Here is a 19,144-nt window from a genome sequence, read left to right as displayed (position 1 = left end):
GAGAGAGAGTGTTTAAACTAATTCTTTTAACATTTATTACAAGCTTTTCCTTTGCAAGTAATTGTGAAGTAACGATGGCGCAAAAAAACTATCGTATCGAAAACTCTGCTATTACGTATAAGTCTAAAAATTGTAATCGATCACAACTTGAAATTCTTAATGAAATGCTTATTTCAGCACGTGGTAATTTCTATTTAAATCATAGTCGAGACTTAAAAGAAAATGACATTAATTTTCTAACTAAAGACGCAGTAATCATTAATTTAGATGAGACAATTAAAACACAATTTACGATTCATGATGATTGGAAAATAACTTTCAAATCGAGAACACCAATTAAGTCAATAACAACTGATAATTTAACAACACTCGAGCTGATGTGTAACGACTGCAACAAGCTTGGTCATAACAAACTAAAAATTTCGTTAGATGGTATGACAAAGTGGTTTGATATCGTTATTCAAAAACCAGTTAGGGCCATTGTCGCCAAGAATGAAATTGGCCTAAGTTTCAAATCAATCAATACAAATAACGTTGAAGAAAAGACAATTTATACAACAGATGAGAAAGCCGTTTTTAAAAACCTAGATGAAATTGCTTTTTACAAGTCAAATAAAGTTATCTCACCAGGTGAGACGATTAATAAAAGAGACATCTCACCTATTAATCTTGTGACATTTGGAGTTCCGGTAAAAGTAATCCTTAATAGCAATGGAATTAAGTTAACGGGTCAAGCGCTGCCAATGTCGACAGGTAAGTTACAAGATTTCATAAAAGTGAAAAACATAAAAACTAATAAGGTATTCACTGCGAAAGTAATTGGACTCAATGAAGTGAAGGTAGATTTATGAGAAAAATTTTATTTTTAACACTAGCACTACTAACAACATCTTGTGCTAACTACATTAACAAAATGTATAACGAATTAGATGGTGTCAACCAAAGAGATCTCGAACAAAAAAGAGCAAATGTTGATAATACATTTGATAAATTCCGTAACTCTTATGGAGATAGAAGACAGACTTCTGCCAATACTCCTAATATGGCTCCACAAGTTAAAAGAAGATATAACAATAATCAATTATCTCAACGACAACAGCAGCAACCTAAAAGAGTAACCGCCAACAATTTCCATGACCATGGGAACACTGGCAGCCTTTGGGCCGGCAACGGAAATGAGAACTATCTATTCACAAAAAATAAATGGAAGCGAAACGGTGATATTATTTTAGTAAACGTACAAACTCGTCTTAAAAATGATATTACAATGGAGCTCAAAAGGGCCTTTCCACCGATGCCATCACTTGCTGGGCAAACTCCTGAAAGCACGACTACAGCGACAGCAGCTGGTCAGGCACAAGCAGCAGCAGGAGCAGAAGAAGGTGAAGACACAAGTGCATCAAATAAAGTTCATGACAAGATCTCAGGAGTTATTGTTGAAGAAATCAGCCGTGATCACCTACTTGTACGTGGACAAAAAAATGTTCTCTTTAAAAATCGTAAACACCTAGTTGAATTGCAAGCATTAATCTCACGTAAAGATATTAATGAAGACGATACAATTGATTCGACAAAATTTTTAGAAAGCTCTGTAACGGTATTGAGGTAATTAATGTTTAAAAAATTAATTTTCGGTCTTATCCTTCTATCTTTTGGGACTCATATTGAGGCAAAGATGAGTCGTTTAAAAGATCTAGTAGATGTTAAGGGCGTTCGAAAAAATCCTATCGTTGGTTATGGTTTAGTTGTCGGACTAAATGGAACTGGTGACGGTGGTGGAGAAGTAACAAATACTTCACTCAAACGTATGTTTCAAAAGCTTGGACTTAATCCACAAAATGAAATTAGTTCAAAGAACGTTGCGGCCGTAATTGTTACAGCAGAACTTCCATCGTTTAGCCGTGTTGGACAAAAAATGGATGTAAAAGTTTCATCGATTGGTGATGCTTCTTCTCTTGCTGGAGGTACTCTTTTAATTACTCCGCTAAAAGGTGGTGACGGAAATGTTTATGCCGTAGCAAATGGATCGATTTCAATTGGTGGCCTAGAAAATGGTAAGAAATTTGCGACGACTGGACTTATCCCACAGGGAGCTATTGTTGAAAGAGAATTACAATTAGACTTTGATAAGAAAAAATCATTGAGACTAGCACTTAAAAGTCCTGATTTCACAACAGCTGCAAGAATTGAGAAAACGATCAATCAAGAGCTGGGTGGAAAGTATGCCATAGCAAAGGACTCAAATACTGTTGATATTATTGTACCAATACAGTACCAAAGAAAGATCGTACAACTTTTAGCAATCATTGAAAATTTTAAAGTTCACACAGATCGCATTGCTAAGATCATCATCAATGAGCGAACAGGTACTATTGTTGCAGGTGGAGACATTACTGTACAAGCAGTGGCCATCTCACATGGCGGACTAAATATACAGGTCAAAGACAAAAAGAAAGATGGTGAAGAAGGAAGTGTTCGTTTAGTTGACAAGACAACTACACTAAATGATCTCGTTAAGAGCCTTAATGCATTAGGGGCCACACCAGAGGACTTGATCTCAATTTTTCAGGCACTTAAGAGAAATGGTGCTTTAGTTGGAGAAATTGAGCTAATTTAACTTTCAATGTCAAATAGCATTTTTTACCATTTTTTAGAGCTAGGTATAAAAAAACTAAAAAAAATGTTAAAATATTAATGATAATGGGCTTTTCAAGGATTGAACGGCCAGAAACTCAGGATGAGTATTATGAATGAAATCAAAATTCATAGACCACAAATTCAAAACGCAAATGCGCAAAAATCTGTTCGTCCTGCAAATTCTGACAAATATATTCCTGAAGAGATCAAAGGTGCTGCTCAAGGGCTAGAAGCACAATTTAACGAGTTAATGGTTAAAGAAATGACAAAGTCGCTTAACAGTGGCGTGCAAAGTACAGCTGGTAATTTCTATAACGGACTTATGACAAGTGAACGTGCTAAAGCACTTGTCAAAGAAGATAGCCAAATACAGAAGATGATTTTGAATGAAATTTATCCAAAGCATATGAGGAATGAACAAAATTATCAAAATTATTTGGACAATAAAAATAAATATGCACAGAACCAAATTCGAATTGAAGAAGGGCCAACTCAACCTTCTCAATCAATAGCAATGAAACAGGCAAAACAAATTGGAGTAAAGTATGAGTAGTGTAACAAATACGAGATCAAGTTTCTTTCCAAATGCTAAGACTACGGCCGATAGATCACAAGAGATCCAGAAGCAAGCTCCAATTAAGAGAAATACGAATGCTCAAAAAGCTTATATCGATAATCAAACAAGAAATGATGCCAGGGTTTCAATACCAGAGGCAGTAAAGGACTTTGCACATATCAAGAAAGCAGTTGATGCTGCACCAGAAATTGATAACTCTGCAAAGATTGCTGCACTAAAAGCTCAAATCCAAGGTGGAACTTACAAAATGGATTACGACAAAATGGCAGATAAAATTCTTGGGGAAGAGTTCGGAGTATAATGAAAACACAACTAGCAACATATTACTTTCAAATCACAGATATCTGGAAGTCACAGTGTGAGCTTCACTATAAGTTATTTGACTTAACTTGTGATGAGTATGCTCTCCTACTCGACAGTAAGATTGATGAGCTAGAAGAAAAAATTTCTGAAAAGTCGAAAATCATTTCAAAAATAGAAGTAAATGAAAAAGCAAGAAATGAAATCCTTGCCAATATCCAAAAGGATTATAAAGAACTAAAGATTAATTCAATCAATGACCTTGTTGACTTTTTCTCTAAGTTTGAAGCTGAAAAGAATGGGAAACACTTATTTAGATTCAATAGTCTTTTAGTAGATATTATTGAAAAGATTCAAACGCAAAATAAGAAGAACCAACTATTTATTAACAAAGCGCTAAACTCTCTTCGTGAGATCAGAGAAAGTGCAATGGGTACTAAGACAGTATCTACATATAACGCCAAAGGTATCACTCAGCAACGATCGCTTGAGCGAAATCCTTAATTGGAGATTATTTGTCTACACGTCTGTTAAACATTGCGAATACAGGACTTAACGCCTCTAAGAAATCACTAGAGGTGACGTCGCATAATATTTCCAATGCGAATACAGAAGGATATTCTCGTCAGCGTGTTCACCAACAATCAAATATGCCACTTATCAAAGACGGTTTAGTAACTGGTAGTGGTACAAGAATTAAAAGTATTAATCGTGTTCACGATAAATTTGTCGAAAGAAAATTACGTGATAGTCAAAGTAGTGAGTCCTACTACAATAATAGAGCAGAACAAATGAGTCGTGTTGAAGATATCTTCAATGAAATCGACAATGAAGGACTTAATCAAATTCTCAATAATTTCTTTAACTCGTTTCGAGATCTTGCAAATCAACCAGAAAACGAAACAGTTCGTTCAGTTGTACGTGATAAAGCACAGTTAATTGTAAAAGACTTTAGAAGAATCGCAGAGACTCTCGATGAAATTTCAAAGAGTATTGATGACAAGATCATGATCTCTGTTAAGGATGCCAATCAACATATCGACTCTATTGCGACCTTAAACAGAAAGATTCGTGAGCTTGAAGCAACAGGCGATGAAACTGGAGATCTTCGAGATCAGCGAGATCTATCAGTAAAAGAATTATCGAAAATTATAAAAATCCACACATATCAAGATGAGCGTGGAAATTATAACGTTCAATCCCCTGGTGTTGGAACACTTGTTACAGCAGCACAAGCACAAAAGCTTGGAACATATGTATTTGGTAAAGATGAATCGACTAATGGCCAAGATGGCTCAATGGAGATTTTTTGGGCAAGCCGTTCAGGACAACAAATTACTGAAAAATTTCAAGGTGGTTCACTAGGTGCAGTAATTAAAGTTCGAAATAACGACATCAAGCAATTAAAAGAAAAACTAGACCAAACAGCATATGAGTTTATGAATTACGTAAACGCTATCCACAGAAGAGGATATGTTAATCGTGAGATACAAACAGATGTTAATGGTAAACCTGTAGCAATGGATAGCAAAGGACCAACGACAGGAAATAACTTCTTCTCAACGCCAATGCAAATAGAGGGAGCAGCACTTAATATTGACCTAAGTGATGCTATCAAATCAGATATTTCGAATATTGCAACTGCACTATCTCCAAACAGTCCCGGGGATAACCGCGTTGCTATTGCAATCTCAAAACTACAGCATGAAAGACTAATGTCAGGTGGTACTGCAACACTTGAAGAAGACTATCTTAAAACAGTAGGTAATGTAGGACTTGAAACAGGTAAGGCCAAGCTAGACGCAGAACAATCAGAAGGACTTCTAGCACAAGCAAATTCAATTCGAGAGAGAATTAGTGGTGTTTCAATCGATGAAGAAGCGGCAAATATGATTAAGTACCAGCACGCATATGAAGCTGCTGCTAAAGTAATGAAAACTGCAAACGAGATGTTTGATACTGTCTTATCAATTAAGCAGTAATTAGGATTATTGAAAAATGACTAGAGTGTCAGAAAATTCAACGACTCTTTCGATTAGGCATACGCTTAACAAGCACAAGTCTAAAATGGAAGACCTGCAAATGAAGGGGACGACTCTTAAGAGTATGCGTAAGCCTTCGGATAATCCTGCAGCAAATATTGAAGCACTACAGATCTCTAGTGTAACAAAAGATAATTCCCAATTTAAAAGAAATGCGGACTTCGCACTACTTCAACTAAATATCACAGAAAAAGCACTTGAAAACCTTACTGATATTATGGGTAAGGCAAAAGAGATTGCAATCGCGCAATCTTCTGATATCTATAATGAAGATGTTAGAAATAATGTTGCTAATGAAGTTAAGCAACTTAAAAACCTCGCCCTTTCAATTGCCAATAAACGTGTTGGACAACGCTATATTTTCTCGGGTTTTAAAACGCTTGATACTCCATTTAATGAAAATGGTGAATATAAAGGTGATAATGGCCATATAACTCTTGAGGTTGGAAAAGACTTCTTCGTTCAGGTTAACCTGCACGGTAAGGAAGTATTCATGGCCGAATCAGAAACAGATTCACAAGTTAATCACCCCCTAGAAAAATTTCCTGAAATGGCAAATTCGCGAGAAAAAAGTAAAAATCGCGAGATTATGTCCGAAGAAAACAATCGAGAGATCGCATCAACTCCAATTGGTGAGGATGCCGGTAAGTATACAGAGTCAGCTAACCTTTTTGGTCTACTTGATTCACTTGCAATCTCTTTAGAAAATAATGACCCTGATCAAATTCAAAATCTTTTAGAAAAATTTGATACAGCGGTAACACGTCTCGTAACATTACGAACACGTGTAGGCTCAGTCGCAAGTTCAGTAATGACAAATGTGAACACGATTGAAGCAAATAATATCGACAATATGGAAAGAAAGAGCAAGCTCGTCGATGCAGATGTTACTGAATTATTCTCAGACATTACGCGTCAGCAAGAGATCTTGAAAACTGCGTACAAAACTTCTGAAGGGCTTTTAAACAAGAACCTATTGGACTTTTTACGCTAACACGCTGCTGCTACTTTTTTTTTATTTAGTTGATTTTTTACTTGATTTTTAAAGTTATGGATAATATATGAACCATTACCTGATGAATCAGGACGGTTCAAAATTGAGGATGTGAAATGCTGGTTTTAACAAGGAAGCTAGGGGAAAGTATAGCGATCGACGATCATATTAAGATTGTCGTTGTGCAAATTAAAGGCAAACAAGTTCGTCTTGGTATTAAGGCCCCAAAAGAAACAAAAATTCACCGCGAAGAAGTCTATAAAGCTATCCAGGAACAAAATTACGAAGCTTCCCAAGCTGGCCCAGAAAGTCTATCTGACTTAACGGATGCGCTGCGCAATAAGAAATAAATTCCGCTTGCTCTTTTGCCCCTACGGCTGTTAAAATCTGTTATCAAGTTCTTAAACTTGAATTCGGAGGAACGACAGTGAAAGTAAGCACAACACGATTTGGGGAATTAGAAGTTAACAATAAAGATATCATCAGGTTCGAAGAAGGTATTCTTGGTTTTGAGAACCTTAAGGACTTCTTTGTTGTTGATCCAGGTGATCAGACTCTAATCCTATGGCTTCAATCAACTGATGACGGTGCAACAGCATTCCCAATCATTGAGCCAAAAATTTTTAAAGAAGATTATTCAATCAGCCTACTACCGGCTGAACTAAATAGCCTTAAACTAGAAAATCTTTCTAATGCAAGCGTTTATACAATCCTAACTATTCCAACGGATGTAACTCAAATGTCTGCAAACCTAAAGGCACCAATCATTATTAACAATGATTCACACAAAGCTCGTCAAATTGTTCTTCAAGATAATAAGCTTGAAGTAAAATTCGAAATGTACAATGCACTAAAAAAGTCGATCATGAATTTCCACTCTGATGATTCTGTTCGTACGAATGTAAGTGTTGCTACAGAGCCAACTGTTGTAGAGCAATCATCTTCAACAGAAACTTCAGTTGATCATTCAGCTGAAGCTTAATTCAATTTCCCAAAAGAAAACATATAAAAGAAAAGCACCAGTAATGGTGCTTTTTTTATTTTCAAATTTTAGATAGTTTTAAAGAGTCGTCTCAGTCGCATTCTTTGCAAAATTCAGATACATTTGAGCTTCACTATTAAGAGGATCAACAGAAATTACTTTTTCCCACTCACTAGTCGCACTTAAGATATCACCTTTACCATAGTGAAGAACACCAAGAGCAATTCTACCTGGAAGATAATCAGGCCTTTCATTTTTTAAATTAGAAAGTTCTTCGAAGGACTTATTCACAAAACCTTTCTTTGCATAAACCTTGGCCATCTTTACTCTTGCCTCTAGGTTAGACGGATCAAGTTTTAAGACTTTTCCATATTCAAATAAGGCTTCGTCATAACGATTATATGTTAGGTACAGATCAGCTAATTCATAGTGCTTGATCGCAAATTTTCTATCAATATGATTATCATTAAGCTCAGCGCTCTTTGAGTTCACTTTAACTTTTTGAGACGCGATTTGAAAAATCTTACTCGCTTCTTCATATTGACCAATATCATTATACAGAACAGATAAACTAACAGCTGCATCAGTATGATCTGGCCTTACTTCTAAAACTTTTTTAAAGGCCTTAATTGCTTTTGAAATCTCTCCTGTTAAGTGAAAGATATTAGCAATATTAAAAAGAGCATCAGCATCTTTAGCATCAATTTCCAAAAGTTCATTATAGATTGAAATCGCTTTGTTATATTCACGATTTTCAAAAGCGACTTTGGCCTTCTTTGATAATTTTTCTTGTTCAAAAGATTTCATCATAGTCAAAGTCCCCTATTCCATACACTTTTTAACGTCTTTCTTTAAATTAGAAAGATCTTTATCTTTGTATAAGTAGCGATAATTTTTAAAAACTAATTCACATAATTCAGGTCTAGCACTTTTCAAACCAATGTGAACAAGGCGATCACTTGCTAACTTCTTTACACCATCATCACTAAATTGAGCTAGAAGCTGTTCATAACGAAATGAAGCCGATTGCCAATCTTTTGTCCTAAAGTAGAAATTAGCAATATATAATTCCTTATCCTTAATCATTTTATAGCACTCATCAATTTTCTCTCTGGCATCTTTCAGATATTCAGATTGAGGATATAGACTTCTAAGTTCATTGAAGTACTTGATGGCCTGCTTGGCAGGAGTTAGATCACGATCAAAAGTTGAAGGCTTTTGCTTATAATAAGCTTCAGCAATTTTGAAAGTTACATAATCCATTTTTGGATGCTTCGGGTGAAAGTCCTTAAATAGCAAATAAGCAGCGGCGGCTTCTTCATAATTTTCTTGCTTATAAAGAATATCGGCCTGCATAAGTTCAGCAGACGTCGCGTAGTAACTATATGGATATTGAGATTTAATTTTATTAAGTTTTTCTAACGCCATGATATAGCGTTCAGATTTAACTAGTCTTTCAGCTTCTTTAAATAGTACTTCAGCTTCAGTACTTCCTTGCGGACGATTAACTGCGCATGACGTCATTAATAGAATGAAAATGATTGATATAAGTTTGTGCACATTGCCCCCTATAGAGGCAATTCTAGCACTTTCTAGCAAGGCCCGTCAAAGCTAATAACGCTCTTCGTATACGTCCTTAAGCATTTGATTTATAAGAAGTTTAACGGCTGCAGCTAGTGGAATTGAAATGATCATTCCAGTGATTCCTAAGAGCTGTGAACCAAGGATAACACTCACCACGACAAGCACAGGGTGAAGGTCAACGATCTTAGAAACAAGTAATGGAAAGACGATAGCGATATCGATAACATTTGCAACCATATAAAGAATAAAGGCTCCACCAAAGTGCGTACCCATACCGTATTCTGCAGCAATAAAAATAAATGCAGGTATTGCTCCAAATACAGGACCAAGGTAAGGAATAATATTTGTCACTGCTGCAAGTAGGCCAAATAGAAGAGAAAATCTAATATCGAGAAAGAATAGTCCCGTGAAAATAATGACACCTAGAATACTGGCCTCAATTACTTTTGCTAGAATATAGTCACCAATCTGGCGGTTAAATTGAAATGAAAGATGGTAAAGCTTTTCAAAATACTTATTTGGAAGAAGTCTTGTTACACGCTCTCTGAAGTTTCTCATATCTTTTAAAGTAAAGAATAAGAAGAGTGGCACAATAAAGAATAGCTCAAGTGCAGAACCTAGATACTTTGGAACTAAAAGAACAAATGCACTAAACTCATCTTTAATAAAATTCATTGATTGTAAGAGGTAGCCACTACTTAAGTGGTAACCAGTGCGTTCTGCAACGAAGGCCTGAAATTGAGAGTATACAGATTTAAGAAAGTTTTCGACCTTAGGAATATAGATTTCAAGGTTATTTACTTCACTAACCATTAAAGGAGTTACCTTTACAATAGGATAGATCGTTAAAAAAAGAAGGAGTGTAACAACTAGTGCTGATGAAGCTGTACGGTTAATTCCAAACCTCTCAAAAAACAAGAGAAGTGGATTTAGAATCAGTGTCAAAACATAACAGATCAGTAACGGTGTTGCGACTCGTGGAAAAACGAAAAATAACAACATCGAAGAGATGATAAATAATCCGAAGATAATGGCCCTAAGGCGATCATTACTAGTCATTCTTAGCAATCTCTTCTTTCAAATTAACAACTTCATCTTTCAAGTGAGAGTTTTCCACCTTAAGCTTTCTAATTTCACGGGCCAGAATATGAAGTTTTTTTACAACAAGTTCACTCATGGCCTGTAAAAATTTTGAAGAAAGGGCCGGCTTTTCTGAAATCATTAATTGTACATCTGGTTTGAAGATCCCTAAGAGCTCTAGTGGTTCTGCAGCAGTTGCTGTCACTGACCTCTTGTGACCGTCCTCTAAAAGACCTATCTCTCCCATGTAATCTTTACGATCGAGATTTGTTACATGAAATTTCTTCCCATTTCTCTCTGTTGAAAGCTCAACTCGACCAGAAACAATGATATAGAAACCAATCCCAAAATCACCTTCTTTGAAAATGACTTCACCTTTTTCATAGGTTCTTTTATGAAAGTATTTTGATAACTGAAATAGCTCAAACTCCCCTAAGCTTCTTAGAATAACGGTATCCCTCAATAAGTATGGAATTGTTACCTTATTACTTTTAACTAGAGGATTAATGGACCACAAAAACTTTATCAAATTAATGTCAATGCGATCTTCTTTTGAATACTTTTCAGTCATATATGGCCTTTAATAGAATTCAATATTTTCAGCTTTTATCCATCCCTTAGCTTCGCTAGGCCAATAGATAAAGAACCAATTGTCGTTTTTCTTAGAAGTGATAACTCTTAAGCCTTCTTTGGCAATTTGATTGTGTTCAAAAATTGATGAAGGGCCTTCAAAGATATCAGCATTCTTCATAACAATGGCATTTTTATAACTACCTTTCAAATAGACATTGCTAAAAATGAGTGGCGTCAGAGAGATCAAAAAGAAAGTGAAAATCATGGCCTTATGCAGCTTTGTCTTCAAATTCAAAATTAATGTAATAATCAAAAGAATCAATGAAAAGCTTGTAAAATAAACAGCTGGAATATCCATCGCTTTTGCAACGAAATTCACATCCTGACTCACAAGGTCATAGTGCGATTTAATATAATTAATATTATTCGTAACAAGCTTGTCTTGCTGCCCTAGCTGATAAGACTTCTCTAAGTTTAAACGGGCCGCCCCAATGTCCTCTAACTTCAGATACGCAGTGCCCAAATTGTAGAAATACTGCGCGTCGACGAACAAATCTTTATTCTTAATCAAGAGATTCTTATAGCCTTCATAATCTTTATTTTTATAAAGGTCTTCTAATTCTTTTAGTGGATTTCCTGTGTTAGTATCTGACATAAATTTATTATCTATTTGGCTTGTAGCGTTTGCAAGTGAGTGATAATTCTACCACATAAAAAGAGGTTGGATATGGAATACGGTGTTAGAAATAACGAAATAAATGATCAATTTGATAAACTATTTTCTTCAATTCTTAAGGAGCAAAAGAATTTCATGGAAGTTCGTGGTCCTCTAGAAGAAAAGAAGCACCTAGTTGAAGACACTTTAAAGAAATATAACCAAGAAAGAGGAAAGGGAATTTACTTTAACTACGTTTCTTCGGGACGTGGTCATGGGCCTTTTACTGAACTTATTGATGGATCAGTAAAATACGATCTAATTGGTGGTATTGGACCTAACCTTCTTGGTCACTCTCACCCTATATATATTAAGTCACACCTTGAAGCCGCTCTAGGTGATACGGTAATGTGTGGAAACCTACAACCGTATCCACAGGCCATTGAATTAACAAGCAATCTACTAAAGGCCGTAGAAGCAAGTAACCTGAAACACTTTTGGTTTACGGGATCAGGAAGTTTCGCAAATGACCTAGCACTTAAACTTGTTTGGCAAAAGAAAGATCCTGCTTACCGCGTGATTGCTTTTCAAAAGGCTTTCGCTGGTCGCTCAGTAGCAACTCAAGACATTACACATAATGCAAACTACCGCCAAGGTATGCCAAAGTCTCTCGATGTTGATCACGTTCCACACTTTGATCAAAATAACCCTGATGAATCGTTAAAAAATACTCTAGCAGCACTTGAAGAAGTAACAACAAAATACCCGAATCAACATTGCGCACTTATGCTTGAGATCATTCAAGGAGAAGGTGGATTTATTTTTGGTCCGAAAGAGTATTACGAAGAAATTTTTAAGTGGGCAAAGAAAAAAGGTATCTATATTTGGGTTGATGAAGTTCAAACTTTTGGACGTACAAGAGAACTATTCGCATTCCAAACAATGGGTCTCGATAAGTACGTCGATATTGTTTCTGTTGGTAAGGCCCTACAAGTTTGTGGTGTTCTATTCAGCGAGGAGCTAAACCCTAAACCAGGACTTATTGCTGGTACATTCAATGGTTCAGTTTCAGCACTATCAACTGGTAGTAAATTAGTTAAATACCTAACGGAAGGAAACTTCTATGGGGAAAATGGAAGAATCAAAGAGTTAGAAGACAAGTTTATTTCAAGGCTTACTCATCTAATGAAGAATTCTTGCCAAGACAAGATTACTTATGTTGGTGGAATCGGCACAATGATTGCGTTTGAAGTTGGAGACTCAACAACTGAAACTGTATCAAGCTTTGTTAAGAGCCTATTTGATAATGGAATTATTGCCTTTATGGCAGGTAAAGAGCCTACGAGAGTTCGTCTCCTATTGCCTCTTGCAATGACTGATGAGCATATTGATGACATTATCTCAATTATCGAAAAAACCGTACTTGAACAAATTAAATAGGATTAAATAGGAAGATTAGATGTTTAAGATTAGACCCGTAAGAGCAGATGACTTAGAAGACTTGTATGACCTTTCAGGTCTCTACACATTTATTAACCTTCCCCCAGACAAAGAGCTAATTAGCTCAAAAATAGAAAGCTCACTAAGATCTTTCAAACAAAAAAGTGATAATCTTTCAAATGATCATTACATTTTTGTTCTGGAAGATCTTGAATCTTCTCGTGTTATTGGATGCTCAATGATTCATGCAAGGCACGGTGATGAAGAAGAGCCTCACTTTTATTTAAAAGTAGGACAAGAAAATAAATTTTCGGAATCAATTAATACAGGCTTTATCCACGGCACACTTAAACTTGGTTATGATACAGACGGGCCAACGGAGATTGGTGGCCTTATCCTCGATCCTACATATCGAGGTAATCCATTTAAACTTGGTAAAGTATTATCATTTTCACGTTTTCTTTACATGGGACTTAATAAGGATCGATTTAAAGAAACTATTCACTCTGAGCTTATGCCTCCGTTTGATGCTGATGGGAAATCACCACTTTGGGAAGCTATCGGACGACGATTCTTAAATATGGAATATCACGATGCCGATGTCCTGAGTCGTAAGAATAAGGAATTTATTCTTAGCCTTTTCCCTTCAGGAACTATCTACGAAACACTTTTACCAATCGAAGCAAGAGATGCAGTTGGAAAAGTTGGTGCTGATACTGAACCTGTTAAGCGAATGCTTGAGTCTATTGGATTCAAATATACTCATGAAGTCGACCCTTTTGATGGTGGCCCTCACTATCGATGTCAACTAGAAGATATAAAGCCCGTTAAGACAATTCAACAAGCACAAATAAAGAAAGGTAAAACAAGTTCACCTAAATTCTACCTCGTTCTAACTGATAATGAAGAATTTGAAGTTGTTTGCCTAAAAGGTAATTTAAACAATGATATACTAACTGTAGATGAACCATCATCATTTGGATTAGAGGATGGTGCAGTTAAAACAATAATGGCGATCTAAGGAGAAGATATGTTTCAACTAAAAGGATCATTTTATAACAATGAATTTATCGCGTTTGATGATTCAGCAAATCTAAGAAATGACAGAACTATTACTCGAGAGTGTCCAAGTGATACGACAAAGACACTTTGGAATTTGAATGTAAATTATGCTCATATCGAAGAGCTAATCGATTCTGCCCACAAGGGTTTTCAAACTTGGCGTAATACTTCCATCGAAGAAAGAATTGAGGCCCTAAGAAGATATCAAGAAGTACTAAAGACAAAGCAAGATCAAATTGCGACAGCAATTGCTCTTGAAGTGGGAAAACCACTTTGGGAAGCTCGCACAGAAGCGGCAGCATTAATTGCAAAGGTCGATGTGACGATCGCGGCATCTCTTCCTAGGATTGAAACGAAGAATATGGAAGGTATTGCTCCAGGGACTAATGCTCATATTTACTACAAACCAGTTGGGCCAAGTTTTATCATTGGACCATTTAACTTTCCTTGTCACTTAGCAAACGGACAAATCACAGCAAACTTAATCTCTGGTAACTCAATTATTTTCAAACCAAGTGAAAAGACATGTTACTCAGCACAGTTAATGTTTGAATGTCTTGCCGAAGCAAAATTCCCAATGGGTGTTGTTAACCTTGTTCAAGGTGATGGAGAAGTAGCAAGAAGAATTATTAAAGATAAGAGAATCAAAGGTATCTTCTTCACTGGATCAAAAGAAGTCGGACAAAAAATTCTAGAAACAACTCATACAGATCTTTCAAAACTAGTTTCTCTAGAACTTGGAGGAAAGAACACATCAATCATCGATGAGACAGCAGATCTTGATTATGCAATTGAAGAGCTATTAACTGGTTCATACTTAACTGCTGGTCAACGTTGTACTTCAACAGGCCTAGTTGCAATTCATGACTCAATTAAAGACGAATTTATTTCGCGCTTCCATGATCTAGCTAAGAGAATCATTGTGGATCATCCAATTGATCACAAAGTTGAACCATTTATGGGGCCATTAATTGATCAAGCATCTCTTGATCAGTATCTCCTATTTATGGGCATGGCCAAAAGAGAAGGCCTACAAGAAGTTATGCGTGGAAAGCAATTAGAAAGAGAAACTCCAGGTTACTATGTTTCTCCTTCAATTCACTATGCAGATAAGTTAATTCCAAAGAGTCACTTCCTTGCAAATGAAATCTTTGGCCCTAACGTTACATTTGTAGGATATAGTGATTTTGATGAAGCAATTAATATCGCAAACTCAACTGAGTACGGCCTAGCTGCTTCTGTATTCACTAAAGATCACGCTCGCTTTAAGCACGCTGTGAATAATATTGATGCTGGTTTAGTAAACTTAAACCGCGCAACTGTTGGCGCACATTCTAAACTACCATTTGGTGGTGTAAAGAACTCTGGAAACTATCGTCCAGCAGCTGTTGCTACTGTTGATCACTGTGTCTATCAACTTGCAACACTTGAGATTGATTCTCCAAGTGCAAGTGGAAATATTAAAGGATTAGCAGATTAATAATGTTTCTTATTAACGAGGACGCCTGTCGAAGAATTCTTTGACAGGTCTCTTCGGTTCTTTCTCTCTTGTTCAAGATCCACAACCGAATTCTTTGCATACAAATCTAAAACTTCACGACTCTTTAATCGAGTGTAAACTGCTTTAAATTTTTCTTTTTCATTCAAAATGAAAGTACTTGTCTCAACAGGCTTTGCACCAGGATGAACTTTTCCTGATTCAAATTTAACTTTAGTGACAAATTGATTAATGAATTGATCAACTCTAGGCCCAGTCACAATCTCCTCATCAGGGTCCAGAGCAGACGTCTTTGAAGCTTCAAAACGATCTGGAAAAGGAATGACCTTAGCAAGGCCATGAGGTGAGTAAGAAATCTTATCACCGCGGTTTTGAGCAAGTAATAAATCCGTAAGTGCATCTTTTGCAGAAGCATCACCAAGAGTTGTTAAGTCAGAGACTTCCTCTGGTGTTAACACCCTTAATAAATTACGAATTAGGTTACCTTGAGTCATCATAGCTGTTATTTTACCTCAGTATCTGAGTTTACTTGTCGGTTTTTGAAAAAAAAAATTTAGTAATTTTAATTGAGTTTCAATAAATTCAACAAGTTAGGTAAAACTAAATATTTTTCCCATAAAAGAAAATATTTACAATTTGAAAAAACGAGTTTATAAAATTAACTACTTAAGATTGCTGGGATGTGGCGCAGCGGTAGCGCAGTAGACTGTTAATCTATTGGTCGCGAGTTCGAATCTCGCCATCCCAGCCATTCTTTTGTATCCGCTTTTAAATCCCCCATATATTCACATTAAGTATCATAAGAATTTATCTTATCTTGTTATAGTGTTATATCTGTAATGAATTTTTACTTATGGATATCTTATGAATAACTTTAATCACTTCATTCAAAACAATCATGCATTTAAAGAATCATATCTTGAAGGCCTGGCCCTTTATCGTGAAGATGCCCGTTCAAATGAAGATGAAAATGAACTTCTCTCTCAAAAATTCCAAAGCTTTTATAAAGAGGCCATTTTCTCTCACAAGCTTGATAATTACTCCAACCTCAACTTCTATTGGTTCAACCTTATTGAGGCACTTATAGAAATCATTTCTTATCATAGTGAATTTGAAGTTGGTGAAGATTTTGAAATGAGTGAGTCTGAAGATGCCATATTTAATTTCTGGCATGATAGTAATTTAGCAAAGGTATTCTTAAACTCACTTAATGAATCAAAGGATCTTTTAGCTGAATCCAAAAAGCTTGTTACAGTTTTAGAAGACAATATTATCGCATTTTTCAACATTCACATTGAAGAAGAAATCGTTAGCGATCTTACGTACTTAAATGTCCCAGAACTTGGAGATGATAATTTATCTGCTTATCAAAATGGCCAACGAATTATCTTTAATAATCTTGAAGACAAGGTTTTAGCTAAGCTTAATGAAAAATCACAAAAGAGAGCTGCTGTTGTTTCAGATATTGATGAGCTTAAAATTATCTTCTATTCAGAGCTAGAAAACACGTCAAAAGAAATGACGGCCAAGATTGAAAAGGCCTATCGTAGACTTGAAAAATATACTCCTGAACTTTTTACGGTTTTTAAAGAGTTCACACAAAATATTATTCCAATAAATGAAAAAGGTATCGTTAGCTACTCAATGCAAACACTTCCTGGATACTCATCTATTAATACATACGATAGAGACGATATGGATCTAATGGATGACCTGCTTCATGAAAATGGTCATCATGTTTTAAATAGCTATTTAAATCAAGAAGAGCTCTTAGAAGAGCTTGAAGAAAAAATATACTACAGTCCATGGAGGCGAGCTCTAAGGCCAATAAGGGGCATTTATCACGCTTATATGACGTTTTACTGGGCACTAGAACTATTCTCTTCACTTTCACGTCTTACAGATCATGATTTCAGTGAATCTGAATTTAGAAAAATTCAGGAGCGAGCTATTGAAGAGTACTATATGCTGCAGTTTTGCGAACAAGATTTAGAAAAGGCATATAGGGAAGAAATCGTTTCTCCAGAAGGATATGAGGTCTATCTACAGTTTAAGGCCATGGTTGACTCTCATCGAGAGCATATTTTTGCACTTGAAAAGTTTTTAAATTCTAATGCCGTAGAAGAACTAAAAAATGAACTTCTAGCGGCACGTAACGAATATTATTAACTATAATTTTGAGATTTTAGATTTTAATGCCTGCATTTCATTTGCGGGCATTAACTCACCTTGAGAAGTTGCAATAGGCATCCCCTCTTCAATAACACTTAGACACTCTTCATATTTTTTTTGCTTAAATAAGAGCTTCGATTTTAGAAGGTAAGCAACTGAGTATTTAGGGTTTTCTTTAAGAACAACTTCAATATGTTCCATCGCTTTATCATACTTATCATTACTAAAGTGAATATCAGCTAGGCCATAATTGGCGACAACATCATTCTCATCAATGGCCAATACTTTATTAAACATATCAAAACGACGAGCACGATCTTCTTTCTCGGCACGCTCTCGTTCTTCTTGCTCTTTTTTAAACTTAGCTTCATCTCCAAAACGCTTAAATGAAGCTACAGTCGCAAGAGACTTCTCTTCTTCAGCTTCTTCAATCTTGCCTAATTTCATAAGATAGAGTGACTTATTCGTATGGGCCATCACAGAGTTTTCATCAACTTTTAAGAGCTCATCCATAACATCAATGGCCTTCTGATGATCACCGTTATTTCCTAGAATAACACCCTTTGACTCGTAGGCGTCTGCATAGTGAGGGTTAAAAGAAATCACTTGATCTAAGAGCATGATAGCCTCATTGACTTCACCCTGATGAAATCGCTTAACGGCTTTATTAAAATAGTGCTCACTTATTTCCAATTTATCTTCTTTAATAATTGGATATGTAAGTATACGAACTGTGCCTCCGTCAAATTCTATTTCTAAACCATTAATCAATAAATCTCGAGGGACTCTTACCACAGATAAGTAAAAATCATCAGACTTAACAAAATTAAGGACCTTTACCTTCTTATCCTTTAATATAGTTTCCTCTTCTATTGGATTCTTGGAGATTAATAGCACTGGATAACGAGCAGCCCCTCTGCGACTTTCAATTTTAGAAGCTGTTTCTTGCCCTAGAAAACACCCTTTATTATAACTGATAGCAAATTCATTTAATCTTGTTTCATTAATTAAGTTAGTGCGCTCAACTGTAACATCTAGCTGCGGCCATCCAGTTAAGACGCATAGCTGATTATGAAAATCTGTTATTGGCAACTGTTCACTTATAAATCCAATATAACCTTCATTATCAAAAATACTAATTGGAACAAAACCTTCACTAGAACGTGACGATAGTGCAGCAATTAATTGAGTATGTTTAATCGTTATATCTTCCATAATGATGAACTTCTCTAACTCATTAACTGTTTCATCTGCAATTTTTGAATCGACGATAATATAAAAAGCCTGATCAATATTCACAAGATAGAAAAAAGAAAACACCCGACCATTTCTATCCAAACGACAGGCAAGAGTCCCACTATTCTCTAACTTGGCGACATCTGCAGTAATCTGCCTTTGTAAGTAGTCTCTTGTTTCATCACCGATGAATTTATAAACACTATGTCCATTTAATGAGAAAGTATTCTCACTGAAGAAGAATTCATAAACCTTTTCTTTTACATATGTATCATCAATCATCATATCAGTAATTTACTTCACAGCTTTTCT

The 19,144-nt window shown here is 35.8% G+C and carries 21 protein-coding genes and 1 tRNA gene; 15 read left to right on the top strand and 7 right to left on the bottom strand.

Going from position 1 to position 19,144, the window contains the following annotated elements; genetic code table 11:
• The first annotated feature begins 8 nt into the window (after positions 1–8).
• From flgA to fliW, 10 genes are all read left to right on the top strand, one after another.
• Positions 9–851 (top strand): flagellar basal body P-ring formation chaperone FlgA, encoded by an 843-nt coding sequence (gene flgA, locus ACRXC1_RS16405; RefSeq protein ID WP_433660400.1) that lies wholly within the window; start codon positions 9–11, stop codon positions 849–851.
• Positions 848–1,609: a flagellar basal body L-ring protein FlgH gene (locus tag ACRXC1_RS16400; protein WP_433660398.1), complete on the top strand. Its 762-nt coding sequence runs from the start codon at positions 848–850 to the stop codon at positions 1,607–1,609. Before flgA ends, ACRXC1_RS16400 begins: the two co-directional genes overlap by 4 nt.
• A 3-nt stretch (positions 1,610–1,612) precedes the next feature.
• On the top strand, positions 1,613–2,617 hold the full coding sequence (locus ACRXC1_RS16395) for a flagellar basal body P-ring protein FlgI (protein ID WP_392909636.1): 1,005 nt from the start codon (positions 1,613–1,615) through the stop codon (positions 2,615–2,617).
• Positions 2,618–2,746: 129 nt separating this feature from the next.
• Complete coding sequence (locus ACRXC1_RS16390; RefSeq protein WP_021267622.1) at positions 2,747–3,190, top strand: hypothetical protein; 444 nt, start codon at positions 2,747–2,749, stop codon at positions 3,188–3,190.
• Entirely contained in the window at positions 3,183–3,515 is a 333-nt protein-coding gene (gene flgM, locus ACRXC1_RS16385; RefSeq protein ID WP_392909634.1) for a flagellar biosynthesis anti-sigma factor FlgM, read from the top strand. The genes ACRXC1_RS16390 and flgM overlap by 8 nt, the downstream gene beginning before the upstream one ends.
• Complete coding sequence (gene flgN / locus ACRXC1_RS16380) at positions 3,515–4,018, top strand: flagellar export chaperone FlgN (RefSeq protein WP_392909632.1); 504 nt, start codon at positions 3,515–3,517, stop codon at positions 4,016–4,018. The genes flgM and flgN overlap by 1 nt, the downstream gene beginning before the upstream one ends.
• Positions 4,019–4,029: 11 nt before the next feature.
• A complete protein-coding gene (flgK, locus tag ACRXC1_RS16375; protein WP_433660395.1) occupies positions 4,030–5,496 on the top strand; it encodes a flagellar hook-associated protein FlgK in 1,467 nt (488 codons plus the stop codon).
• Between the two features lie 16 nt (positions 5,497–5,512).
• Positions 5,513–6,550, top strand: a complete 1,038-nt coding sequence (gene flgL / locus ACRXC1_RS16370; RefSeq protein ID WP_433660393.1) for a flagellar hook-associated protein FlgL — start codon at positions 5,513–5,515, stop codon at positions 6,548–6,550.
• A gap of 116 nt (positions 6,551–6,666) precedes the next feature.
• On the top strand, positions 6,667–6,900 hold the full coding sequence (gene csrA / locus ACRXC1_RS16365) for a carbon storage regulator CsrA (protein WP_021267493.1): 234 nt from the start codon (positions 6,667–6,669) through the stop codon (positions 6,898–6,900).
• A gap of 77 nt (positions 6,901–6,977) precedes the next feature.
• Positions 6,978–7,532 carry a flagellar assembly protein FliW gene (gene fliW, locus ACRXC1_RS16360; protein ID WP_021267423.1) on the top strand — a complete coding sequence of 185 codons (555 nt, stop codon included), beginning with the start codon at positions 6,978–6,980 and terminating at the stop codon, positions 7,530–7,532.
• Positions 7,533–7,610: 78 nt separating this feature from the next.
• On the opposite strand, the gene ACRXC1_RS16355 is transcribed toward fliW, so the two are convergent.
• From ACRXC1_RS16355 to ACRXC1_RS16335, 5 genes are read right to left on the bottom strand one after another with little or no spacing between them, the layout of a single operon-like run.
• Positions 7,611–8,342: a tetratricopeptide repeat protein gene (locus tag ACRXC1_RS16355; RefSeq protein WP_103218681.1), complete on the bottom strand. Its 732-nt coding sequence runs from the start codon at positions 8,340–8,342 to the stop codon at positions 7,611–7,613.
• Between the two features lie 12 nt (positions 8,343–8,354).
• Positions 8,355–9,092 (bottom strand): outer membrane protein assembly factor BamD, encoded by a 738-nt coding sequence (gene bamD / locus ACRXC1_RS16350; protein WP_392909628.1) that lies wholly within the window; start codon positions 9,090–9,092, stop codon positions 8,355–8,357.
• A gap of 51 nt (positions 9,093–9,143) precedes the next feature.
• Entirely contained in the window at positions 9,144–10,175 is a 1,032-nt protein-coding gene (locus tag ACRXC1_RS16345; protein WP_433660389.1) for an AI-2E family transporter, read from the bottom strand.
• Positions 10,168–10,767, bottom strand: a complete 600-nt coding sequence (locus ACRXC1_RS16340) for a cyclic nucleotide-binding domain-containing protein (RefSeq protein ID WP_433660387.1) — start codon at positions 10,765–10,767, stop codon at positions 10,168–10,170. The genes ACRXC1_RS16345 and ACRXC1_RS16340 overlap by 8 nt, the downstream gene beginning before the upstream one ends.
• A gap of 9 nt (positions 10,768–10,776) precedes the next feature.
• On the bottom strand, positions 10,777–11,424 hold the full coding sequence (locus tag ACRXC1_RS16335) for a tetratricopeptide repeat protein (protein WP_392909625.1): 648 nt from the start codon (positions 11,422–11,424) through the stop codon (positions 10,777–10,779).
• Positions 11,425–11,496: 72 nt separating this feature from the next.
• On the opposite strand from ACRXC1_RS16335, the gene ACRXC1_RS16330 reads away from it, so the two are divergent.
• From ACRXC1_RS16330 to ACRXC1_RS16320, 3 genes are read left to right on the top strand one after another with little or no spacing between them, the layout of a single operon-like run.
• A complete protein-coding gene (locus ACRXC1_RS16330) occupies positions 11,497–12,864 on the top strand; it encodes an aminotransferase class III-fold pyridoxal phosphate-dependent enzyme (RefSeq protein ID WP_392909623.1) in 1,368 nt (455 codons plus the stop codon).
• Positions 12,865–12,883: 19 nt separating this feature from the next.
• A complete protein-coding gene (locus ACRXC1_RS16325) occupies positions 12,884–13,885 on the top strand; it encodes an arginine N-succinyltransferase (RefSeq protein WP_433660384.1) in 1,002 nt (333 codons plus the stop codon).
• Positions 13,886–13,894: 9 nt separating this feature from the next.
• Complete coding sequence (locus ACRXC1_RS16320; protein WP_392909620.1) at positions 13,895–15,406, top strand: aldehyde dehydrogenase family protein; 1,512 nt, start codon at positions 13,895–13,897, stop codon at positions 15,404–15,406.
• Here the strand turns inward: ACRXC1_RS16320 and ACRXC1_RS16315 are convergent.
• Positions 15,403–15,921, bottom strand: coding sequence for a hypothetical protein (locus tag ACRXC1_RS16315; protein WP_433660382.1), 519 nt, complete (start codon positions 15,919–15,921; stop codon positions 15,403–15,405). The two genes, ACRXC1_RS16320 and ACRXC1_RS16315, sit on opposite strands and share 4 nt — an antisense overlap.
• A gap of 179 nt (positions 15,922–16,100) precedes the next feature.
• Between ACRXC1_RS16315 and ACRXC1_RS16310 the strand changes: the two genes are divergently transcribed.
• Both ACRXC1_RS16310 and ACRXC1_RS16305 read left to right on the top strand, forming a co-directional pair.
• Positions 16,101–16,175, top strand: a tRNA-Asn gene (locus ACRXC1_RS16310).
• Positions 16,176–16,288: 113 nt separating this feature from the next.
• Positions 16,289–17,593, top strand: coding sequence for an aKG-HExxH-type peptide beta-hydroxylase (locus tag ACRXC1_RS16305; protein WP_433660380.1), 1,305 nt, complete (start codon positions 16,289–16,291; stop codon positions 17,591–17,593).
• Here ACRXC1_RS16305 and ACRXC1_RS16300 read toward each other — a convergent pair whose 3' ends face one another.
• Entirely contained in the window at positions 17,594–19,117 is a 1,524-nt protein-coding gene (locus ACRXC1_RS16300) for a CDC27 family protein (RefSeq protein ID WP_433660378.1), read from the bottom strand. It abuts the gene before it with no gap.
• Positions 19,118–19,144 lie beyond the last annotated feature (27 nt).

Source organism: Halobacteriovorax sp. GFR8 (genome assembly GCF_050955245.1).
In the GTDB taxonomy this organism is placed as follows: Bacteria; Bdellovibrionota; Bacteriovoracia; order Bacteriovoracales; family Bacteriovoracaceae; genus Halobacteriovorax_A.
This window is presented reverse-complemented; position numbering and strand designations above follow the sequence as displayed.

Bases quoted from the DNA above. Each gene is read 5' to 3' on its own strand.
- ACRXC1_RS16300 (WP_433660378.1), bottom strand. From the start codon at position 19,117: ATGATGATTGATGATACATATGTAAAAGAAAAGGTTTATGAATTCTTC.
- csrA (WP_021267493.1), top strand. From the start codon at position 6,667: ATGCTGGTTTTAACAAGGAAGCTAGGGGAAAGTATAGCGATCGACGAT.
- ACRXC1_RS16400 (WP_433660398.1), top strand. From the start codon at position 848: ATGAGAAAAATTTTATTTTTAACACTAGCACTACTAACAACATCTTGT.
- ACRXC1_RS16345 (WP_433660389.1), bottom strand. From the start codon at position 10,175: ATGACTAGTAATGATCGCCTTAGGGCCATTATCTTCGGATTATTTATC.
- ACRXC1_RS16305 (WP_433660380.1), top strand. From the start codon at position 16,289: ATGAATAACTTTAATCACTTCATTCAAAACAATCATGCATTTAAAGAA.
- ACRXC1_RS16355 (WP_103218681.1), bottom strand. From the start codon at position 8,342: ATGATGAAATCTTTTGAACAAGAAAAATTATCAAAGAAGGCCAAAGTC.
- ACRXC1_RS16315 (WP_433660382.1), bottom strand. From the start codon at position 15,921: ATGATGACTCAAGGTAACCTAATTCGTAATTTATTAAGGGTGTTAACA.
- flgM (WP_392909634.1), top strand. From the start codon at position 3,183: ATGAGTAGTGTAACAAATACGAGATCAAGTTTCTTTCCAAATGCTAAG.
- ACRXC1_RS16320 (WP_392909620.1), top strand. From the start codon at position 13,895: ATGTTTCAACTAAAAGGATCATTTTATAACAATGAATTTATCGCGTTT.
- flgN (WP_392909632.1), top strand. From the start codon at position 3,515: ATGAAAACACAACTAGCAACATATTACTTTCAAATCACAGATATCTGG.
- flgL (WP_433660393.1), top strand. From the start codon at position 5,513: ATGACTAGAGTGTCAGAAAATTCAACGACTCTTTCGATTAGGCATACG.
- ACRXC1_RS16325 (WP_433660384.1), top strand. From the start codon at position 12,884: ATGTTTAAGATTAGACCCGTAAGAGCAGATGACTTAGAAGACTTGTAT.
- ACRXC1_RS16340 (WP_433660387.1), bottom strand. From the start codon at position 10,767: ATGACTGAAAAGTATTCAAAAGAAGATCGCATTGACATTAATTTGATA.
- ACRXC1_RS16390 (WP_021267622.1), top strand. From the start codon at position 2,747: ATGAATGAAATCAAAATTCATAGACCACAAATTCAAAACGCAAATGCG.
- ACRXC1_RS16395 (WP_392909636.1), top strand. From the start codon at position 1,613: ATGTTTAAAAAATTAATTTTCGGTCTTATCCTTCTATCTTTTGGGACT.
- ACRXC1_RS16330 (WP_392909623.1), top strand. From the start codon at position 11,497: ATGGAATACGGTGTTAGAAATAACGAAATAAATGATCAATTTGATAAA.
- ACRXC1_RS16335 (WP_392909625.1), bottom strand. From the start codon at position 11,424: ATGTCAGATACTAACACAGGAAATCCACTAAAAGAATTAGAAGACCTT.